The 21,692-nt window shown below is 69.3% G+C and carries 14 protein-coding genes; 11 read left to right on the plus strand and 3 right to left on the minus strand.

Going from position 1 to position 21,692, the window contains the following annotated elements:
* Positions 1–17: 17 nt before the first annotated feature.
* Both CURTO8I2_RS09640 and CURTO8I2_RS09645 read right to left on the minus strand, forming a co-directional pair.
* On the minus strand, positions 18–668 hold the full coding sequence (locus tag CURTO8I2_RS09640) for a TIGR00645 family protein (protein ID WP_201295498.1): 651 nt from the start codon (positions 666–668) through the stop codon (positions 18–20).
* 365 nt (positions 669–1,033) lie between these two features.
* Complete coding sequence (locus CURTO8I2_RS09645; protein ID WP_236551054.1) at positions 1,034–3,400, minus strand: GH92 family glycosyl hydrolase; 2,367 nt, start codon at positions 3,398–3,400, stop codon at positions 1,034–1,036.
* Between the two features lie 135 nt (positions 3,401–3,535).
* Here CURTO8I2_RS09645 and CURTO8I2_RS09650 point away from each other — a divergent pair, with 135 nt between their 5' ends.
* The 10 genes from CURTO8I2_RS09650 (at position 3,536) to CURTO8I2_RS09695 (ending at position 17,760) form a co-directional block, all read left to right on the plus strand.
* The gene (locus tag CURTO8I2_RS09650; RefSeq protein WP_159680725.1) at positions 3,536–4,615 is read left to right on the plus strand and encodes a LacI family DNA-binding transcriptional regulator; all 1,080 of its coding nucleotides are present in this window, start codon (positions 3,536–3,538) and stop codon (positions 4,613–4,615) included.
* Positions 4,612–5,922 carry a sugar MFS transporter gene (locus CURTO8I2_RS09655; protein ID WP_159680727.1) on the plus strand — a complete coding sequence of 437 codons (1,311 nt, stop codon included), beginning with the start codon at positions 4,612–4,614 and terminating at the stop codon, positions 5,920–5,922. The genes CURTO8I2_RS09650 and CURTO8I2_RS09655 overlap by 4 nt, the downstream gene beginning before the upstream one ends.
* The gene (locus CURTO8I2_RS09660; RefSeq protein ID WP_236551055.1) at positions 5,919–6,908 is read left to right on the plus strand and encodes a carbohydrate kinase; all 990 of its coding nucleotides are present in this window, start codon (positions 5,919–5,921) and stop codon (positions 6,906–6,908) included. Before CURTO8I2_RS09655 ends, CURTO8I2_RS09660 begins: the two co-directional genes overlap by 4 nt.
* A complete protein-coding gene (locus tag CURTO8I2_RS09665) occupies positions 6,905–8,203 on the plus strand; it encodes an AGE family epimerase/isomerase (protein WP_236551056.1) in 1,299 nt (432 codons plus the stop codon). Before CURTO8I2_RS09660 ends, CURTO8I2_RS09665 begins: the two co-directional genes overlap by 4 nt.
* Positions 8,200–9,666 carry a glycoside hydrolase family 47 protein gene (locus tag CURTO8I2_RS09670; RefSeq protein WP_236551057.1) on the plus strand — a complete coding sequence of 489 codons (1,467 nt, stop codon included), beginning with the start codon at positions 8,200–8,202 and terminating at the stop codon, positions 9,664–9,666. The genes CURTO8I2_RS09665 and CURTO8I2_RS09670 overlap by 4 nt, the downstream gene beginning before the upstream one ends.
* 183 nt (positions 9,667–9,849) lie before the next feature.
* Positions 9,850–12,870: a TonB-dependent receptor gene (locus CURTO8I2_RS09675; protein WP_159680728.1), complete on the plus strand. Its 3,021-nt coding sequence runs from the start codon at positions 9,850–9,852 to the stop codon at positions 12,868–12,870.
* Between the two features lie 97 nt (positions 12,871–12,967).
* Positions 12,968–14,521, plus strand: a complete 1,554-nt coding sequence (locus CURTO8I2_RS09680; RefSeq protein ID WP_159680730.1) for a tryptophan halogenase family protein — start codon at positions 12,968–12,970, stop codon at positions 14,519–14,521.
* A 9-nt stretch (positions 14,522–14,530) separates the two neighbouring features.
* Complete coding sequence (locus CURTO8I2_RS09685) at positions 14,531–15,238, plus strand: SapC family protein (RefSeq protein ID WP_159680732.1); 708 nt, start codon at positions 14,531–14,533, stop codon at positions 15,236–15,238.
* Positions 15,225–16,244: a cupin-like domain-containing protein gene (locus CURTO8I2_RS09690; RefSeq protein ID WP_159681638.1), complete on the plus strand. Its 1,020-nt coding sequence runs from the start codon at positions 15,225–15,227 to the stop codon at positions 16,242–16,244. Before CURTO8I2_RS09685 ends, CURTO8I2_RS09690 begins: the two co-directional genes overlap by 14 nt.
* A gap of 10 nt (positions 16,245–16,254) precedes the next feature.
* The gene (locus CURTO8I2_RS09695) at positions 16,255–17,760 is read left to right on the plus strand and encodes a tryptophan halogenase family protein (protein WP_159680734.1); all 1,506 of its coding nucleotides are present in this window, start codon (positions 16,255–16,257) and stop codon (positions 17,758–17,760) included.
* 49 nt (positions 17,761–17,809) lie between these two features.
* On the opposite strand, the gene CURTO8I2_RS09700 is transcribed toward CURTO8I2_RS09695, so the two are convergent.
* On the minus strand, positions 17,810–18,817 hold the full coding sequence (locus CURTO8I2_RS09700; RefSeq protein WP_159680736.1) for a LacI family DNA-binding transcriptional regulator: 1,008 nt from the start codon (positions 18,815–18,817) through the stop codon (positions 17,810–17,812).
* A 226-nt stretch (positions 18,818–19,043) separates the two neighbouring features.
* Here CURTO8I2_RS09700 and CURTO8I2_RS09705 point away from each other — a divergent pair, with 226 nt between their 5' ends.
* Positions 19,044–21,647, plus strand: coding sequence for a glycoside hydrolase family 3 protein (locus tag CURTO8I2_RS09705; protein WP_159680738.1), 2,604 nt, complete (start codon positions 19,044–19,046; stop codon positions 21,645–21,647).
* Positions 21,648–21,692: the final 45 nt, after the last annotated feature.

Raw genomic sequence — 21,692 nt, forward strand, 5'->3', positions numbered from 1 at the left:
CCGGCGTGACGCCCGGTTCAGTGCGCGGCGTGCTCGCGCTTGGTGGTGCTGTTGGTCATCAGGCGGTCGGTGTAGGCGATGCCGATCGCGGACAGGATGAAGCCGCCGTGGATGATCGTCTGCCACATCACGCCCGCCTGGGTGACCTTGGTACAGGCCGGCGCCGCCAGTGACAGCCCCGCGGCGAGCGCCTGCGCATGCGCGGTGGCGGCGGTGATGAAATCGGCCGAGCCGCAGACCGGCAGCCCCACCTCGCCGGCGGCGATGAAGGTCTTGAGCAGATGGATCGACGAGATGCCGATGATCGCCATCGCCAGCTTGACCTTGAGCACGCTCGCGTTGACGTGGCTCAGCCATTCCGGCTGGTCGGGATGGCCCTGCAGGCCGAGGCGCGACACGAACGTCTCGTAGCCGCCGACGATCACCATCACCAGCAGATTGGAGATCATGACTACGTCGATCAGGCCCAGGACCAGCAGCATGATGCCCTGCTCGGTCAGGCTGTTGGCGTCGGTCACCAGATGGGTCAGTTCCTTGAGGAACAGGAATACGTAGACGCACTGGGCGACGATCAGGCCCAGGTACAGCGGCAGCTGCAGCCAGCGTGAGCCGAAGATGATGTAGGTGAGCGGCGTCATGCGCGTCGGCGCGGCGGGCTGGATCGACATGGGGGACTAGGGCCGGAAAGCGGTGCGCGGAGCGTAGCGACCGGCCATGACTTTGCCAATCGCGCACAGGCGTCCAGCGGGCGCCGCATTCACGCCACAGGCCCTATGGACGCGCACCGGATGCTGCGCTGCAGCGCAATTCTGCAGATGGCGCGACGATGGCCGCGTCCGGGCGGGCCATGCACCAGACCGCGGCGCCTTCGAATTGACAGCGTTGTCAGCCACTCGGTACAACCCAGTCCGCGGTGCCGTCCGGTGTCGCGTCCGGATCTGGGAGGGTCAGGGATGTCGTCGACGCGCCTGGCGCGAACGGCGGACGCGGCAGGTGCCGCGCCGCCCGCTCACCGGTGGACTGCCGTGCGCACTCAGCGCGCGGCGGCGGCCGGTGTCATCGAGTACGGCGCCTCGGCGTCCAGGCCCGGCCATGTCCGCGACGGCGTGGCCTGCATCGTGAAGCGCAGTTCGCCGCCGGCGAGGATCTCGGCGTGACGCAGGAAGGCGCGGTCCAGCGGTTTGCCGTTGAGCGTGGCGCTGCCGATGTAGCCGTGGCCCTGATCGAGCCCGTCGGCGATGACGGTGAACTGCTTGCCGTTCTGCAGCCGCAGCGTGGCCCGCGGCAGGAACGGCCGGCCGATCACGTACTCGCCGCTGCCCGGCGCGACCGGGTAGAACCCGAGCGCGGTGAACAGATACCAGGCCGACATCTGGCCCAGATCGTCGTTGCCGGCGAGGCCATCGGGCCCGTCGGCGTACTGCGTCTCCATGATCGTCTTCAGCCGCGCCTGCGTGCGCCAGGGCTGGCCGGCGTAGGCATAGAGATACGCGACGTGGTGGCTGGGTTCGTTGCCGTGGGCGTACCAGCCGATCAGGCCGGTGATGTCCTCCATGTGCTCGAAGACCGACGGGTCGACCTCGGCCTCGAAGGCCTGATCGAGCTTGCCCAGCAGCGCGTCGGCGCCGCCGTGGGCGGCGGCCAGGCCGGCGACGTCGTGCGGCACGTACCACGAGTACTGCCAGGCGTTGCCCTCGGTGTAGTCGGTGCCGTAGCCGCTGGCGGTCGGATCGAACGGCGTGCGGAAACTGCCGTCGCGGTTCTTCGCGCGCATGAAACCGGTGCCCGGATCGAAGGCGTTGCGCCAGTTCGCGGCCCGCGTGTCGAACCGCTGCGCGATGTCGGCGCGGCCCATCGCCTGCGCCATGCGCGCGATCGTCCAGTCGCCGTAGGCGTATTCGAGCGTCTTCGACGCCGCCTCGCCTTCCTCGTCGATCGGCACCCAGCCCAGTTCCATGTACTCGCGCAGCCCGTCGTAGGGGCCGTAGGACGCACTGGCGACCATCGCGTCGAGCGCGGCCTCGGCATCGAAGCCGCGAATGCCCTTGAGGTAGGCGTCCGCGATCACCGGCACGGCGTGGTAACCGATCATCGTCCACGTCTCCTGCCCGTGGAACGACCACACCGGCAGGATCCCGTAGGGACTGCGCTGCCGGTGCGCGAGCAGCGAGTCGACGAAGTCGGCGTTGCGACTCGAAGGCTGCACGAGCGTCAGCAGCGGATGCAGCGCGCGATAGGTGTCCCACAGCGAGAACGTCGAGTAGTGGGCGAAGCCCTCGGCCGTGTGCACGGCCTGGTCCGGCCCGCGGTAGCGACCGTCGACATCCATGAAGAGCGTGGGGCCGAGCAGCGTGTGGTACAGCGCGGTGTAGGCGCTGCGGCGGTCCGGCTCGGGCGCGTCGATGTCGAGCACCGACAACGCCTCGGTCCATTCGGCCTTGGCTGCGCTGCGCACGCGGTCGAAATCGAAGTCCGGCACCTCGGCGTCGAGATTGGCGATCGCGCCGGCCTCGTCGACCGGGGAGATCGCGACCTTGACCACGAGCGGCGCATCGAGCTTGCCGAAGTCGAAGGTGCCGACGAGTTGCCGGCCTTCGATCTGCGCGCGTTCGCCCGGGCTGCGGTCGCCAGGCGGCGCGAAGCCCTTGTAGGCGATGTCGGTCTCGGTGTTGTGGAAGGCGTGTCCGGTCAGCGGGCGCGAGAAGCGCATCGCGAAGTACAGCTGCCGGCCCGGCGCCCAGCCGCGGGTCTCGCGAAAACCCGTGATCGTGCCGTCGGGCATGCGCCGCAGCCGCGACCACAGGATCTTGCCGGGGTAGTCGTACATCGACGTGCGCAGGTCGAGCAGCACGCGCGCATCGGCGCCCTCGGGAAAGGTGTAGCGGTGCACGCCGGCGCGCGCGCTCGCGGTGAGTTCGGCGCGCACCTTCGAATCGTCGAGGGTGACGGCGTAGTAGCCGGGCCGGGCGATCTCGTCGTCGTGGCGGAAGCGCGAGGCGTAACCGCTGCCGGGCACCTCGGGATCACCGCGCTCGAGCTGCTCGGGGCCGGTAACCGGCATCAGCAGCACGTCGCCGAGATCGGAATGGCCGGTGCCGGAGAAATGCGTGTGCGAAAAGCCGACAATGCTGCTGTCGTCGTAGCGGTAGCCGGCCGCCCAGTCGTAGGCCTGCGCGCGCGGCTGGATGCGCGTGTCGGGGCTCAGCTGGACCATGCCGAAGGGCACCGTCGCGCCGGGGTAGGTGTGGCCCTCGCCGCCGGTGCCGATGAAAGGATCCACCGAGGCATAGGCGCTCTCCCCCACATCGACCTCGCGCGCCTCGGCCGACGCCGTGCCCGTACCCAGCAGCGCGCCCATCGCGAACACCGCCCGCGCCATCGCCGTCCCCAGCTTCGCCATCACATCCTCGATTGGACCGGTTCAATTGCCGCGACGCTAGCACCCGCGCGCTGGTCCTGCATGTTGCGCCGCAGGATGCCGTGGGCGGCCGCACTGGTCACCATGCGCGCGTCTGAACCGGTTCAATTTTCTGGCATGTCCTCGACCCGACGCGTGACCCTGGCCGACATCGCGGCCGCCTGCGGACTGTCCAAGGCGACGGTCTCGATGGTGCTGCGCGACAACCCGCAGGTGCATCCCGACACCCGCGCCCGGGTGCGCGCCGAACTGGCGCGGCAGGGCTACGTCTACCACCGCGGCGCGGCCAGCCTGCGCCATGGCGGGACGTCGAACGCGGTGGCCCTGGTGGTCAACGATCTGGCCAATCCGTTCTTCGCCGAGTTCGCCGCCGGCGTGGACGCCGCGCTGGCCGAAGCCGGTCACGTGCTGCTGCTCGGCAGCACCGGCGAATCGGTCGAACGCCAGCAGGCGGTCCTGGCGTCCCTGGTCGAGCACGGTCCCGCCGCCCTGATCCTCTCGCCGGCCGAACACAGCAGCGCCGCACGGCTGCGCCGGATCTGCGGACCGCGCCTGCCGGTGCTGCTGTTCAACCGCACGCTCGACGACGGCGGCGCCGGCGACTGGGACTACCTGGCGCTCGACAACCACGCCGGCGCACGCCTGGCCACGGAGCATCTGCTGGCGCAGGGGCATCGCGCGATCGCGTTCTTCGGCGGCCATCGCGAGTCGAGTTCCTGCGGCGAACGTCGCGCCGGCTATCGCGCGGCCCTGGCGGATGCCGGCATCGCGCCCGACCCCGCCTGGCTGATCGAATGCGCCCCCACGCGCCTCGAAGCCGCACGCCAGACGCCGGCGCTGTTCGCGCGCGACCCCGCGCCGACCGCGGCGGTCTGCTACAACGACGCCGTCGCGCTGGGCCTGATCGCCGGCCTCGCTGGCTGCGGGCGCCGCGCCGGACATGATTTCTCGGTCACCGGCTTCGACGACATCGCCGAAGCCGCCTTCGCCTCGCCGCCGTTGACCACCGTCGCCACCGACCCACGCGCTCGCGGCCTGCAGGCTGCGCGCCTGGTGCTTGCGCGGCTGCGCGGCGAATTGCCCGAACCGCCCCACTCCACCACCGCCCCCGTGGCGCTGCAGGTCCGTGCCAGCACGGCCGCCGCGTCCGACACCCCCGCCCAACCGCCCGCCCGGGCCCGAGGTAGCGCCGCATGAATCCGTCCAGCCGCACGATGTCCAATCCCGCCGCGATCGCGGTGGTCAGCCTGATCTTCTTCACCTGGGGCGGGCTGACCAGTCTCAACGACGTGCTGATCCCGCATCTCAAAGCCGTGTTCTCGATGAACTACACGCAGACGCTGCTGATCCAGTTCACGTTCTTCGGCGCGTACTTCCTGATGTCGATGCCGGCCGGCGCCGTCGTCGCGCGCGTGGGCTACAAGGCGGGCATCGTCATCGGCCTGGTGATCGCGGCGATCGGCGCGGCGCTGTTCTATCCCGCCGCGCGCCTGCCCTCGTATCCGGTGTTCCTGACCGCGCTGTTCGTGCTGGCCAGCGGCATCACGCTGCTGCAGGTCGCGGCCAATCCGTACATCAGCCTGCTCGGCCGGCCGGAGACCTCGCACAGCCGCCTCAACCTCGCGCAGGCGTTGAACTCGCTGGGCACGACGGTCTTCCCGCTGCTGATCGGTCCGCTGATCCTGGTGGGCGCGGTGCTCGGCGCCGACGAGATCGCGGCGATGGGCGCGGCCGAACAGATCGCCTACCGCGCCGCCGAGGCACGCTCGGTCGAAATGCCCTATCTGCTGTTGTCCGGGGGCCTGCTGCTGGTGGCGGTGTTCGTGCTGCTGATGCGCATTCCGTCGCTGCGCGAATCCACCGAAGCCAGCCCGGCCGTGCATCACACCTACCTCGAAGCCCTGCGCACGCCGCATCTGCGCTGGGGCGTGCTGGGCATCTTCTGCTACGTCGGCGCGGAGGTCGCGATCGGCAGCTTCCTGATCAATTACATGGCCGAGCCCGCGATCGGTGGCCTCAGCGAAGCGGCAGCCTCGCGCTTCCTGGCGTTCTACTGGGGCGGCGCGATGGTGGGCCGCTTCATCGGCGCGGCGCTGATGACGCGCATCGACGCGCGCAAGCTGCTCGGCTTCGCCGCGGGCATGGTCTGCCTGCTGCTGATCATCACGATGAGCACCACCGGCCAGGTCGCGATGTGGAGTGCGCTGGCGATCGGCCTGTTCAACTCGATCATGTTCCCGACCATCTTCACCACCGCGATCGAACGCCTGGGCACGCTGACCAGCAAGGCCTCGAGCCTGCTGGTCATGGCGATCGTCGGCGGCGCGATCATCCCGCTGGTGCAGGCGGCTTTCGCCGATGGCATCGGCATCCAGCATTCCTACTTCGTGCCGCTGGTCTGCTACCTCTACATCATCTGGTACGGCCTGCGCGGCTCGCGTCTGAGCGGCGCAGCGCTGACCGCGGCCGACGTGCCGGCACCGCGCCCGGGTGCAATGCATTGAGAACGGCCGGCGCACGCGGCGTCGTCGCCTGCTTCGGCGAGGCGCTGATCGATTTCCGCGCCGAGCATGCCGACGACGGCACGCGCCGCTTCGTCGAGCAGCCGGGCGGCGCACCGGCCAATGTCGCGGTCGGCGTGGCGGTGCTTGGCGGCCGGGCGCGCTTCATCGGCATGCTGGCGCAGGACATGTTCGGTGATGCGCTGCAGGCCGCGCTCGTCGTCCGCGGCGTGGATGTCTCGCAGGTGCGCCGGACCGCCGACGCGCCGACCGCGCTGGCGTTCGTGGCGCTGGCCGAGGACGGCGAACGCAGCTTCAGTTTCTACCGGCCCCCGGCCGCGGACCTGCTGTTCCAGTCCAGCGATTTCGTCGAGAACGCCTTCGACGATGTCGCCGTGCTGCACGTGTGTTCGAACAGCATGACCGCGCCCGCGATCGCGGCGACCACGCTGGAGGCAATGACGCGCGCGGCGCAGGCGGGCGCGCTGGTGAGCCTGGATCTCAACCTGCGGCCCGCGCTGTGGCCGCGCGCCGTGGATCCCACGCCGACGCTGTGGCAGGCGCTGGCGGCAGCGCAGCTGGTCAAGCTCAGCGCCGAGGAGTTCGCATTCCTGACCGCCGATGGCGACCCGGCAGACACGGTGCGTCGCATGCTGGCCGGCGCGACGCAGGCGGTGCTGGTCACCGACGGCGCCGCGCCGATGCGCTGGTGGACACGCGGGCGCGCCGGGACCGCTGGCACGTTCGAGGTCGAGGCGATCGACACCACCGCCGCCGGCGATGCATGCGTGGCCGGCCTGCTGCACTGCCTGGTCGCGCGCGGTATCGACGGCGGGCGCCTCGCCGCCGCATTCGAGGATGACGCGACCCGCGAGGACCTGCTGCGTCATGCGGCCGCCGCCGGTGCGCTCGCCACCACGCGTCACGGCGCCTTCGAGGCGATGCCGACTGCGGCGGCGCTGGCCACCCTGCTGGAGACCGCCCGTTGAACCTGCCCGCCTCGCCCGTACCGGACTTCTTGACCGAGGCCACGCTGCGCGCGCACATCGCCGACACGATGGCGTTCTACCACCCGCGTGCGATCGACCCCGACGGCGGCTTCTTCCACTATTTCCGCGACGACGGCAGCGTCTACGACCGCGGCCACCGCCATCTCGTCAGCAGCACCCGCTTCGTCTACGACTATGCGATGGCCGCGATCGAGTTCGCCGATGCGCCGCAGGCGGACGCGTGGCGGGATGCCGCGATGCACGGCCTGCACTTCCTGCAGACGGTCCACCGCGACCCCGGGCGCGGTGGCTACGCGTGGACGCTGCGGGACGGCGCGATCGAAGACGACACGCGTCACAGCTATGGCCTGGCCTTCGTGCTGCTGGCCTGCGCGAGCGCGTGCAAGGCCGGGCTGCCGACGCGAGCGTGGATGGACGAGACCTGGGATCTGCTCGAGCGTCATGCCTGGGATGCGGACGCGGGCCTGTACCGCGACGAGGCCGATGCACAGTGGCGCTACAGCGGCTATCGCGGGCAGAACGCGAACATGCACCTGTGCGAGGCGCTGATCGCCGCGCACGAGGCCGGCGGCGATGCACGCTATCTGCGACGCGCGCTGCAGGTGGCCGACCACATGACGCGCCGTCAGGCGGCGTTGTCGGGCGGCCTGGTGTGGGAGCACTGGCACGCGGACTGGTCGGTCGACTGGGACTACCACCGCGACGATCCCAATCACCTGTTCCGGCCGTGGGGTTTCCAGCCCGGGCACCAGATCGAATGGGCGAAGCTGCTGCTGTCGCTGCGCGCGCACCTAGGTGCCGCCGCGCCGGACTGGCTGCTGCCCACCGCGCGCCACCTCTACGACACCGCACTCGCCCACGGCGGGGATGCCGAGCACGGCGGCATCGTCTACGGCTTCGCGCCGGAGTCGCTGCGCGACGCCTCGCCCGCGCCCGGTGCGCCGCCACCGGATCTCGCCCGCGCACCGATGTTCTGGTGCGACGACGACAAGTATTTCTGGGTGCAGGCCGAAGCGATCGCGGCCGCCTGGCGCCTGTTCGATGCGACCGGCGACGCGCGCTATCGCGACGACTACCTGCGCCTGTGGGCGTACGCATGGCGGCACTTCGTCGACCACACCCACGGCGCGTGGTTCCGCATCCTCGACCGTCACAACCGCAAGCTCGACGACCTCAAGAGCCCCGCGGGCAAGACCGACTACCACACCATGGGCGCCTGCCACGACGCGCTCGCGGTGATGCGCGGCGTCCACACCCGGAGCATCGACACATGAGTCTTGCGCGCTCGCGCTTCCGCCGACGGTCCGTCGCCATCGCATTCGCCGCCTGCACTGCGCTGTTCGCCGGTTGTGCGTCGACGGCGCCGGCCGCGCAGACCGCCATCCCGCGGACCGTCGTGTACGTCGCGCCAGGGGCGCAACGCCGCCTCGACGCCAACGGCGCGGACGCGGCGATGGCCGCCCGCGTCAAGGCGGAATTCCTGCACGGCTGGAACGGCTACAAGACCTACGCCTGGGGCCGCGATGCACTCAAGCCGCTGTCGAACACCGGCAGCGACTGGTACGCCGAGTCGCTGCTGATGACGCCGGTCGATGCACTCGACACCTTGCTGGTCATGGGCCTGACCGACGAGGCCGATGCGGCGCGTGAGCTGATCGCCACGCAGCTGTCCTTCGACAAGGACCTCGACGTCAAGCATTTCGAGATCGTGATCCGCCTGCTCGGTGGACTGTTGTCGGGTTACCAGATGACCGGCGACGCGCGCCTGCTCGCGCTGGCCGACGATCTCGGCACGCGCCTGCTGCCCACGTTCGATTCGCCGACCGGCCTGCCCTACGTCACCGTCAACCTGCGCACCGGCGCGACCAGCGGCACCGACAGCAATCCGGCCGAGTCCGGCACGCTGCTGCTCGAGTACGGCACGCTGGCCCGCCTGACCGGCAAGCAGATCTACTGGGACAAGGCCTGGCGCGCGCTCGAGGCGACCTACGCGATGCGTTCGCCGATCGGCCTGGTCGGCGAACGCTTCGATGTCGAGACCGGCCAGTGGACGCAGACCCGCACCCACGTCGGCGCGCGCATCGACTCCTATTACGAGTACCTGTGGAAGTGCTGGCAGCTGTTCGCCGAGCCGCGCTGCAAGACCATGTGGGACACGCACATCGCCGCGCTCAATACCCATGTCGCCGACGAGGTCGACGGCGCGCTGTGGTACGGACACGTCGACATGGCCACCGGGGCGCGCATCGCGTCGCGGTTCGGCGCCCTCGACGCCTTCTTCCCCGGGCTGCTCGCCGTCTCCGGCGATGTGGACCGCGCCGCCCGCCTGCAGCACTCGGCGTTTTCGATGTGGCAGGCCCATGGCATCGAACCGGAAGTCTGGGATTACCGCGCCCGCACCGTCGTGTCGCCCGGCTACCCGCTGCGGCCGGAAATCGTGGAATCGGCCTGGTACCTGTATCGCCTGACCGGTGACCCGGCCTGGCGCGACATGGGGCGCACGCTGCTTGACGACTTCGTGCGTCACACGCGCACCAGGTCCGGCTTCGCGGCGCTCGCCGACGTGGTCACCAAGACCCGGAAGGACGAGATGGAAAGCTTCGTGCTGGCCGAGACCTTCAAGTATTTCTACCTGCTCTATGCCGATCCGGCGACGCTCGACCCCGCGCACACGGTGCTCACCACCGAAGCGCATCCGCTCCGCGCGGTGCCGCCGCCCGCCCCCCGTCGCAGATGACTGCTGCAACGCAACACGAACCCGGGGTTTTGCCGCGTGAGGAAACTGTTTTCGCGTCCGGCGCGCCTGTCCGTTGACAACGCTGTCAACCTGACTTCCAATCCGCGCTGACGAAACCGCCGGCATCCGCCTGGATGCATGGTCACAACGAGATTCCATGCGAATCCTTGGGAGGGGAGATCCATGAAGCGATTGCACGCCGCGCCGAAGAAGCGGCTTCTCACGTCCGCGCTGTTGTTCGCGCTCGCGCCGCCGCTGGCCGCGCAGGTGGCCGAACCGGCGACCGACAGCCCCGATGCGACCACGCTCGATGCGGTCACCGTGACCGGTATCCGCGGCAGCCTCGAGTCGTCGATGAACCTCAAGCGCGACGCCCGCGGCATCGTCGACGGCATCATCGCCGAGGACATCGGCAAGTTCCCCGACACCAACCTGGCCGAGTCGCTGCAGCGCATCTCCGGTGTCTCGATCGACCGCAGCGCGATCGGCGAAGGCTCGCGGGTGACCGTGCGCGGCGTCGGCCCCGACTTCAACCTGGTGCTGCTCAACGGCCGCCAGATGCCCGCATCGAGCAACGGCGACGGCAGCACCGTCTCCAACTCGCGCGCCTACGACTTCGCCAACATCGCCTCCGAGGCGATCTCCGCGGTCGAGGTCTACAAGAGCGGCCGCGCGGAAACCCCGACCGGCGGCATCGGCGCGACGATCAACATCAAGACCGCGCGTCCGCTCGACAATCCGGGCTTCCGGGCGAACGTCGGCCTCAAGGGCGTCTACGACACCTCGCTCGACAATCTGCCCGACCAGTTCAAGGGCAGCTCGGTCACGCCGGAAGTCTCGGGCATCTTCAGCACGACCAGCGCCGACGGCCGTTTCGGCATCGCGGTGACGGGCAGCTACCAGGAACGCGACCTGGGCTACAACCAGGTTTCGGTGCCGGGTGGCTGGCGCGGTTTCCGCGGCGACGAGGAGAACTGGGGCGCGATCCCGCAGCCCGGCGCGCCGGGTTCGGAAAACATCGTCAACCGGCCCGGCCCGGACGACGTGTATTCGGTGCCGCAGAACCTCAACTACGCCGTCACCGGCGTGCAGCGTCAGCGCACCAACGGCCAGGTGGTGCTGCAGTGGGCGCCGACCGACGCCATCACCACGACGCTCGACTACACGTACTCCGAAAACAAGATCCAGCAGCAGCGCAACGACATGTCGGTGTGGTTCAACTACGGCCCGTCGTCGTCGTCGTGGACCGACGGCCCGGTGGCGGCGCCGCTGCTCTACACCGAGTTCCTGCCCTTCGCCTGCAGCGATGCCGGCGTGTGCCGCGGCGCGGATCTCGCGATGGGCGGCGCGGACATCGCCAACCGCAACGAGAACAAGTCGCTCGGCTTCAACGTCGAGTGGGAAGCGACCGACAACCTCGGTTTCGAGCTCGACGTGCACAAGTCGACGGCCGAAACCAGCCCCGACAGCCCCTACGGCTCGGGCGGCACGCTGGGCACGGCCGCGTTCATCCGCGGCAACACCACCGCCGACTTCAGCGGCGATTTCCCGATCCTGACCGTGCAGTACCCGCCGGGCTACACCGGTCCGCGCGCCTCCGACATGCTGGTCACCGGCTCGGTGTTCCACCGCAGCTACATGAAGTCGGAGATCGAGCAGGTCCAGGCCCGCGGCCACTTCAAGTTCGGCGACTACTCGCGCCTGGATTTCGGTGTGGCGGCGACGGAAGCCAACAACCGCACCGCCTACGGCAACGTGCAGCGCGACAACACCTGGGGCGGCGCGGAAGGCAGCGCCGAGGACTATCCGGACAACATCTGGATCCCGGGCAACATGGCCGACTACTTCGACGCGTTCGCCGGCAGCGGCAACCCGGCGTTCACCGACGGCTTCTACATGTTCGACTTCAAGACCGTGCGCGATCTCGCCGCGCAGTTCGCCGGTGACGAGTCGCTGTATCTCGCGCCCGCGACCTACAACACCGACCGGCGCGTCACCGAGAAGTCGAAGAGCGCCTACGTCCAGATCAGCTCGAGCTGGGACATCGGCATCCAGTTGAACGCGGCGGCCGGCGTGCGTTACGAGAAGACCGACGTCACCTCGTCAGCGCTCGTGCCCGTCGCCACGGCGCTGCTGTGGGAATCCAACAACGAGATCGGCATCCAGCGCGAAGGCTCCGACTTCACCACGCTCTACGGCGACTACGCGCACTGGCTGCCCAGCATCGACCTCAGCGCCGAGCTGACCGACAGCCTGGTGCTGCGCAGCAGCTACAGTCGCACGATCGGCCGTCCCGGCTGGGGCGACATCCAGGGCGGGCAGACGCTCAACGAACCGGTGCGCATCGACGGCGGCACCGGCCAGCAGGGCAATCCGGGGCTCGAGCCGCTCAAGGCCGACAACTTCGATCTGTCGCTGGAGTGGTACTACGCCGAAGCCAGCTACCTGTCGTTCGGCTATTTCCAGAAGAACATCGACAACTACATCGGCACGACGATCATCCAGGCGACGCCGTTCGACCTGACGACGCCGATCGGGGGCGCGTACTGGAACGCCGCCGTGGCCAATGCCTGCCCGACGACCGACCTGACCTGCATCCGCAACTACATCTTCACCAACTTCGACGGCCAGCCCGGCGTGGTGCGCGGTCCGAACGACGCGGGCGGCAATGCGACGGGCACGATCACCGGCCAGCCGGGCGATCCGATCGCGAACTTCCGCATCACCACGCCCGCCAACACCGGCTCGTCGAAGCTCGACGGCCTGGAGCTCAACCTCCAGCACGTGTTCGGCGACAGCGGTTTCGGCCTGGCGGCGAACTACACCTATGTCGACAGTCCAGACCTGAACTACGACAACGCCAACCTTGGCGGCCAGTTCGCGCTGGTGGGCCTGAGCGATTCGGCCAACCTGGTGGCGTTCTACGACAAGGGTGCGTGGCAGGCGCGTGCGGCCTACAACTGGCGCGACAAGTTTCTGTCCAGCGGTTTCGACAGCGAACGGCCCAATCCGGTGTACGTCGAGGAGTACGGCCAGCTCGACGTCAGCGTGGGCTACAAGGTGACCGACAACCTCACCGTGCAGGCCGAGGCGATCAACGTGACCGACGAGACCCAGCGCACCCACGGACGCAACGCACGCCAGCTGCTGTACGGCACCCAGACCGGCCCGCGCTACATGTTCGGCGTCAGGTACACGTTCTGATTTCCACCACCCCCCGGGCGCCGCGGCTCCATGCCGCGGCGCCGCGTTTCCGCAGGGCCCGCGCTGACAGGCGGGCCGCTGCTGCGAGTCCGTCGCGTTGAGTCGTCCGCTCCGTCATGTCGTCGTCCTCGGCGGCGGTTCCGCCGGCTGGCTGACCGCGGCGCTGCTGGCCGCCGATCACGACGGCGCATCGCCCGGCGGCCTGCGCGTGACCCTGATCGAATCGCCGGACGTGCCGACCATCGGCGTGGGCGAAGGCACCTGGCCGACGATGCGCGACACGCTGCGCCGCATCGGCGTGTCGGAAACCGACTTCGTGCGCGCCTGCGATGCGACCTTCAAGCAGGGTTCGAAGTTCGTGCGCTGGACCCGGGACACGGCCGACGACCACTACCACCACCCGTTCGTGCTGCCACAGGGCTACCACGATGCGGATCTCGTCGCGGGCTGGATGCGCCGCGGCGACGTGCCGTTCGACCGGCTGGTGAGCTTCCAGCCGCAACTGTGCGATGCCGGGCGCGCGCCCAAGCAGTTCGGCACGCCCGAGTACGCCGCGGTCGCGAATTACGCCTACCACCTCGATGCGGCCAAGCTGGGCATCTTCCTGCGGGCGCACTGCACGGAGCGGCTCGGCGTCCGGCTGGTGTCGGACCATGTCGACGGCATCGACGTCGACGACACCGGCGACATCGCCGCATTGCGCACCCGCGCGCACGGGGCGATCGACGCCGACCTGTTCGTCGACTGCACCGGCATGCGGGCGTTGCTGATCGGCCAGCATTACGGCATCGACAGGACGGACTGCCGCGACATGCTGTTCAACGATCGCGCACTGGCGCTGCAGGTGCGCTATCCGCATGCCGACACGCCGATCGCCTGCCAGACCGTGTCGACCGCGCAGGCCAACGGCTGGATCTGGGATATCGGCCTGTCGGCGCGGCGCGGCGTAGGCCATGTCTATTCCAGCGCGCATACCGATGCCGACGCGGTCGAAGCCGCCCTGCACCGCTACATCCGCGAGACCGGCGGCGCGGACTGCGAGATCATCGCCCGACAGTCGCTGTCGTTCGAACCCGGCTACCGGCGGCGCAGCTGGCACCGCAACTGCGTGGCGATCGGCCTGTCGAGCGGGTTCGTCGAACCACTGGAGGCGTCCTCGCTGGTGCTGGTGGAACTGGCGGCGACGATGCTCAGCGACCAGCTGCCGGCCACGCGCGAGACGATGGACGTCGTGGCCGCGCGCTTCAACGACACGTTCGCCTATCGCTGGGAACGCGTGATCGAGTTCCTCAAGCTGCACTACGTGCTGTCGCAGCGCGACGACAGTGCCTACTGGCGCGACCATCGCGACGCCGCGTCGATGCCCGCGCGCCTGGCCGAACTCCTGGCACTGTGGCGGCACCAGTCGCCGTCGCGCTATGACCTGCCGCGCGTGGACGAGGTGTTTCCCTCCGCCAGCTGGCAGTACATTCTCTACGGCATGGGATTCCAGCCCGGGACGCGCGCCACCTCGCGGCGCGCAGCGCCCGCGGATCGTGCCGAGGCGGCGTTCCGCGAAGCCTCGGATCTCGCGCGCAGGATGATTCCGGCGCTGCCCAGCCACCGCGAACTGATCCACCACATCCATACCCGGGGCCTGTCCCCCGTCTAGGCGAGCCCGATGTCCAGGACCGTGCAACTCAACAACGTCGACCACCGGGACCTCCGCGTCGACACCGGCCATGGCGCCACGCTCGGCGACGACGTGATGTGGGCGCTCACGTTTCCGGCGGAATTCCGCAACGTGCAGGCGCACTATCCGATCGTGTTCGGCAAATCGGCCGAAGGGGACTTCCAGCCGCTGGCGCTGTTCGGCTTCACCGACCGGCAGAACCTGTTTCTCGACGGCGACCGCTGGGATGCGACCTACATTCCGCTCACGATCGAACGCCAGCCGTTCCTGATCGGACGCGCCGCCGATGAGATGCTGATGCACATCGATCTCGACCACCCGCGCGTCGGCAGCACGCGGGGCGAAGCCCTGTTCCTGCCGCACGGCGGCACGAGCGCGTTCCTCGAACACGCGAGCTCCGTGCTCAACACCATCCACCAGGGCGTGCAGGCCACGGCGCCGTTCGTGGCCGCGTTGCTGCAGCACGATCTGCTCGAGCCTTTCGTGCTCGACATCCGCCTTGACGACGGCTCCGACAATCGCCTGTCGGGCTACTACACGGTCAACGAGGACCGCCTGCGCCAGCTCGACGGCGACGCCTTCTCGGCGCTGGGCCGGGCCGGTCACCTGGAAGCGGTCTACATGATGCTGGCGTCCGTAGTCCGCTTCCGCGACCTGATCGAGCGGGTGAACCGTGCCGGCGCTGCAGGTCGATAAGCGCATCCCGGAGCGCACGGGGATCGATCCCCGCGCGATTCCGGACGCCGTGCTGCGCTCGGAGACGCCGCTGGTGCTGCGCGGGCTGCTGTCCGAGTGGCCTGTCGTGCAGGCGGCGCGGACGTCGTCCGACGCGGCCGCGCAGTATCTGCAGCGTTTCGAACGCGTGGATGGCCCGCCGGTCATCGCGACGGTCGGCCCGCCGGAGATCGACGGCCGCTTCTTCTACGACGACACCCTGCAAGGCTTCAACTTCCGCCGCGAACACGTGCCGCTCGGTGTCGCGCTGAAGACGCTGCTCAAGTACGCACCCGATCCCGCGCCGCCGGCGATCTACATCGGCTCGACCACCCTCGACACCTGGCTGCCGGGCTTCCGCACCGAAAACGACCTGCCGCTCGGCGGGCGCGACGCGCTCGCCAGCATCTGGATCGGCAACCGCACGCGCATCGCCGCGCACCAGGACCTGCCCGACAACCTCGCCTGCGTGGTCGCGGGCACGCGGCGCGCGACGCTGTTTCCGCCGCAGCAGCTCGAGAATCTTTACATCGGTCCGCTCGAGGTCACCCCGGCCGGGCAGGCGGTGAGCCTGGTCGATTTCGCCGACGTCGACCATGCGCGGTTTCCGCGCTTCGCGCAGGCGCAGGCACAGGCGCAGTACGCCGATCTCGAGCCGGGCGATGCGCTGTTCATCCCCAGCATGTGGTGGCACCACATGGAAGCGCAGACCACCTTCAACGTGCTGGTGAACTACTGGTGGCGCCAGGCGCCCGCCTGGGCCACCACGCCTATGGATACCTTGATGCACGCGATCGCGAGCATCCGCGACCTGCCCGACGCCGAGCGCGCGATCTGGCGCGACGTGTTCCGTCATTACGTCTTCGACTACGACGAAGACATCGTCGCCGGCCATGTGCCGGCCCCGGCGCGCGGTGCGCTGGCACCGCTCGACGAGACGCGCGCACGCGCGATCCGGGCCCGCCTGCGCAAGCGCTTCGAACGCTAGGAGATCGTCCATGCATGCAGCCGCCGAACCGGCCCCATCGCCCATCCGCCGTGTCGTCATCGCCGGCGGCGGCACCGCCGGCTGGATGGCCGCGGCCGCCCTGTCGCGCACCCTGGGCAAGGTGATCGATGTCACCCTGGTGGAGTCGGACGAGATCGGCACGATCGGCGTGGGCGAGGCGACGATCCCGACCCTGATGACGTTCCATCGCCTGCTCGGCATCGGCGAGCAGGAATTCATGGCGCAGACCCAGGCCACGATCAAGCTCGGCATCAACTTCGAGAGCTGGCGCGACGTCGGCCAGGACTATTTCCATTCCTTCGGCCTCACCGGCACCGACCACTGGACGGCCGGCTTCCAGCACTTCTGGATGCGCGGCCGCGAGCGCGGCCTGGCCAGCGCCTACGACGACTACTGCCTGGAACTGAAGGCGGCGCTTGACGGGCGCTTCGCCCACCTGCCCAAGCGCAAGCTCAACTACGCCTACCACCTCGATGCGACGTTGTATGCGCGCTACCTGCGGCGTTTCAGCGAGGCCAACGGCGCGCGCCGCATTGAGGGCAAGATCGCGGACGTCGCCACCGACCCCGCATCGGGCTGCATCACCGCGCTGCAGCTCGAGAACGGCACGCGCGTCGAAGGCGATTTCTTCATCGACTGCACCGGTTTCCGCGCGCTGCTGATCGAGAAGACGCTCGGCGTCGGATTCGAGGACTGGTCGCACTGGCTGTTCAACGACCGCGCGTTCGCGGTACCCACGGCCACGGTCCGCGACGCGGTGCCCTACACCCGTTCGATCGCCGGCCCGGCCGGCTGGCAGTGGCGTATTCCGCTGCAGCATCGCGTCGGCAACGGCATCGTCTATTCGAGCCGCTACATGGACGACGACCAGGCCCGCGACACGCTGCTGTCGAGCATCGACGGCGCGCCGCTGCGCGAACCGTTCGCGGTGCGCTTCCGTCCCGGCCAGCGCCTGCGCTACTGGGAGAAGAACTGCGTAGCGCTGGGCCTGTCTGCCAGCTTCATCGAACCGCTGGAATCCACGACGATCCACCTGATCCAGCGCGGCATCATCCACCTGATGCAGACCTTCCCGCGCACGCTGTCCCGGCCCGACATCGACCAGTACAACATGCGCATGGCCGACGAGCTGCAGCACGCGCGCGACTTCGTGATCCTGCACTTCAACGTCACCGACCGCCAGGACACGCCCTACTGGCGCGACTGCAGCGCGATGCCGATCCCCGATTCGCTGCGCCACCGCATCGAGCTGTTCCGCGAAACCGGGCGGGTGTTCCACGTTCCCACCGAACTGTTCGCGGAGAACTCCTGGATCCAGGTGATGATGGGCCAGGGCATCTATCCCCGGGAGTACCACCGCTCCGCGGACCTGATGGGCGACGCCGAACTCAAGGGATTCCTCGACGGCATCCGCCAGGACGTGGACCGCACGCTGCGCCAGTTGCCGCCGCACATGGAGTACGTGCGCAGCTACGCGCCTGCCGCAGGCGCCTGAGGCGGCCGGCATGCGCGCGGCATGCCGACGCGGGGATCCAGCGCCCGGATCAGCGCGGCGCCGGCCCCGTCGAGCGCCGGACCTGCAGGGCATAGGGCAGTTCCAGGGTCTCGCCGGCGCTGCGGTCGCGGATCGCCTTGAGCAGTTCCAGGCCGGCCAGCCGCCCCATCTCCCGGCTGGGCTGGCGCACGGTGGTCAGCGAGGGGTAGATGTGGCGCGCGATGGGCATGTCGTCGAAGCCGCAGACCGACACGTCCTTCGGCACCGACAGACCCCGCTCGCAGATCGCGCAGATCGCGCCCGCGGCCATGTCGTCGTTGGCGGCGAACACGGCGGTCGGCGGATCCGGCAGGTCGAGCAGGGTATTGGTCGCGTCGAAGCCGGATTCGTAGAAGAACTTGCCGGCGGCCACCAGCGAGGCGTCGTACTCGAGGCCGGCCTGCTTGAGACCGTCGCGATAGCCGGCCAAGCGCCAGCCGCTGGCGCCATGCGCCGGGTGGCCCTTGATGTGCGCGATGCGGCGATGGCCCAGACCGGCCAGGTGCAGCACGACATCGCGCGCCGCGCTGCGCTCGTCGACCACCGTGCCGATGCGCCGGTTGCGCTCCTGCGCCGACACGCTGGCGTAGGGCACGCCCATCTCGTCGAGGCGTGCGAGCAGTTTCGCGTCGTCGGTGATCGGCGGCGTCAGCACCACGCCGTCGAGCTGCGACTGCATGATCATCGACTCGACCTTGGCCACGATGTCCTTGGCCGTGTAGTCGACCGGCGCGAGCATCAGGTTGTAGTGCTGCGACTGGCACGCATCGAGCACGCCGAGCTCGACCTCCATGAGGTAGTTGCTCGACGGGTTGTCGTAGAGCATCGCGACCAGATACGACCGGCGGCCGGCGAGCAGGCGGGCCGACGCGAGCGGCCGGTACTGCAGCTTCTCGACCGCCGCCTCCACGGCCACGCGGGTGCGCTCCGACACGTTCGGCTCGTTGTTGAGCACGCGCGACACGGTCTTCATCGACACGCCCGCCGCTTCCGCGACATCCTCGATCCGCACACGCATGGTGTTCAATCCGGCCATCATCCGTCGTCCCGGTGGCGCATTCTGCCAGAGCGCACAGTGCATCATGCGGGATGTGAGCAGGGTCGATGACGCCCTGCAGCAAGCGTCGGCGGATGCGCACCGGTATGCTGGCCACTCGCTGACAACGCTGTCATCGCTGCCCGGCAGCCTGGCGGCCCACCCACCCTGCGACGCACGTCGCCACCTCCTGCTCCGGAGCCCTTCGATGATCCAGTCGCATCGCCCCGCACACCCGATCCTGCGTCGCGCATTGCTGCCCGCGATGCTCGCCGCGCTCGCGCTCGCGCTCGGCGCCTGCGCCCGCGACGACGCACCCGCCGCGTCCGCCGCTGCCGCGCCTGCGGACACCAGCGCCGCCGACGCCGGCGCGATCGATCCGGCCAACTGGCCCGACACCGCGTGGCCACTGGCCGAGGACGCGGCGCTGGAACAGCGCATCACCGACCTGATGGCGACGATGACCGTCGAGGAGAAGGTCGGCCAGATCGTGCAGGGCGACATCGCCGACGTCACGCCCGAGGACGTGCGCAAATACCGTCTGGGCTCGATCCTCGCCGGCGGCAACTCCGACCCGGGCGGTCGCTACGACGCGGCGCCGGCCGAGTGGCTGAAGCTCGCCGACGCGTTCTGGGAAGCCTCGATGGATACCGCCGGCGGCGGCAAGGCGATCCCGGTGATCTTCGGCATCGACGCCGTGCACGGCCAGAGCAACATCGTCGGCGCGACCCTGTTCCCGCACAACATCGGCCTGGGCGCGACGCGCAACGCCGAACTGATGCGCGAGATCGGCCGCGTCACCGCGATCGAAACGCGCACCACCGGCATGGAATGGGCGTTCGCGCCGACCGTCGCCGTACCGCAGGACGACCGCTGGGGCCGCACCTACGAGGGCTACTCCGAATCGCCCGACGTCGTCGCCGCGTTCGCGCCGGCGGTGGTCGAAGGCATGCAGGGCAAGGCCGGCTCGCCGGACTTCCTCGACGATCACCACGTCATGGTGTCGGTGAAGCACTACCTCGGCGACGGCGGCACCGCCGGCGGCAAGGACCAGGGCGAAACCGCGGTCACCGAAGCGCAGCTGCGCGACATCCACGGCGCGGGCTATCCGCCGGCGATCGCCGCCGGCGCGCAGGCGGTCATGGCCTCGTTCAACAGCGTGCACGGCCAGCGCATGCACGGGCACAAGGCCCTGCTGATCGACGTGCTCAAGGACCGCATGAATTTCGGTGGCTTCGTCGTCGGCGATTGGAACGGCCACGGCCAGCTGCCGGGCTGCACCACCACCGATTGCGCGGCGACGTTCAACGCCGGCCTCGACATGGCGATGGCACCCGACAGCTGGCGCGGCCTCTACGAGAGCACCGTCAAGCACGTGCAGTCGGGCGAACTGCCGATGGCACGCCTCGACGATGCGGTGCGCCGCATCCTGCGGGTCAAGTTCCGCATGGGCCTGTTCGACGCGCCGAAGCCGTCGGAACGTGCACTCGGCGGCAAGTTCGAACTGCTCGGCGCGCCGGAACACCGTGAGGTCGCCCGTCGCGCGGTGCGCGAATCGCTGGTGCTGCTGAAGAACCAGGACGGCATCCTGCCGCTCGCCGCCAAGCAGCGCGTGCTGGTGGCCGGCGACGGCGCCGACGATCTGGGCAAGCAGTCCGGCGGCTGGACACTCAACTGGCAGGGCACCGGCACCAAGCGCGCCGACTATCCGAACGCCGACAGCATCTGGGACGGCATCCGCACCCAGGTCACCGCCGCCGGCGGCACCGCGCAGCTGGCGGTAGACGGTGCGTACCGGCAGAAGCCGGACGTCGCGATCGTCGTGTTCGGTGAAGACCCGTATGCGGAATTCCTCGGCGATCTGCCGAACCTGTTGTACAAGCCCGGCGACGATGCCGATCTCGAACTGGTCAAGCGCCTGCGTGCGGCGGGCATTCCGGTGGTCTCGGTCTTCCTCAGCGGTCGCCCGCTGTGGGTCAACCGCGAGATCAACGCCTCCAACGCCTTCGTCGCCGCATGGCTGCCGGGCTCGGAGGGTGCAGGCATCGCCGATGTGCTGCTGCGCGGCGCGGATGGCCAGCCGCAGCACGACTTCAAGGGCAAGCTCAGCTTCTCGTGGCCGAAGCGTGGCGACCAGTACGTCAACAACGTCGGCATGGAGGGCTACGACCCGCTGTTCGCGTTCGGACACGGCCTGACCTACGCCGACGACGGCAACCTCGCCGCGCTGCCGGAAGACGCCGGTGTCAGCGCCGAAGACGGCAAGGACGCGGGCTATTTCGCGAAGGGCGTGCCCGGCCCCGGCATCCGCCTGGTGGTCACCGGCGCCGACGGGCGTGGCGCCGACGTGCTGCACCCGCGCGTGGTCACGCCGGACGGCACGCTGAGCCTCGCCGCGGTCGATTACCAGACCCAGGAGGGCGCACGCCTGCTGACCTGGACCGGCAATGCGACCGCCGAACTGCTGTCGCACTCGCCGTCCGACCTAAGCCGCGAAACCAACGGCGATTCTCTGCTGCTGGCGACGCTGCGCATCGACGCAGTGCCGGCGTCCGGCGACACCGTGCTGTACGCGGACTGCGGCGACGGCTGCAAGGCCGAACTGCCGATCGGTCCGTGGCTGGCCACGTTACCGCGCGGCGAATGGATCACGGCCGGCGTGCCGCTGAAGTGCCTCACCGTTGCAGGCCTCGACGCCACCCGCGTCAGCACGCCGTTCGCGATCCGCGCGCCGGCCGGCCTGACCCTGGGTCTGGCCGACGTCCGCATCGGCACGGAAGCCGCGCATACGCTCGACTGCAAGACTCAGTAAGCGCAGCACGCTTCGCTCCGAGCCCCTCTCCGCTGGGGAGGGGTC

This window comes from Luteimonas sp. 9C (assembly GCF_902506295.1).
Lineage (GTDB): Bacteria > Pseudomonadota > Gammaproteobacteria > Xanthomonadales > Xanthomonadaceae > Luteimonas.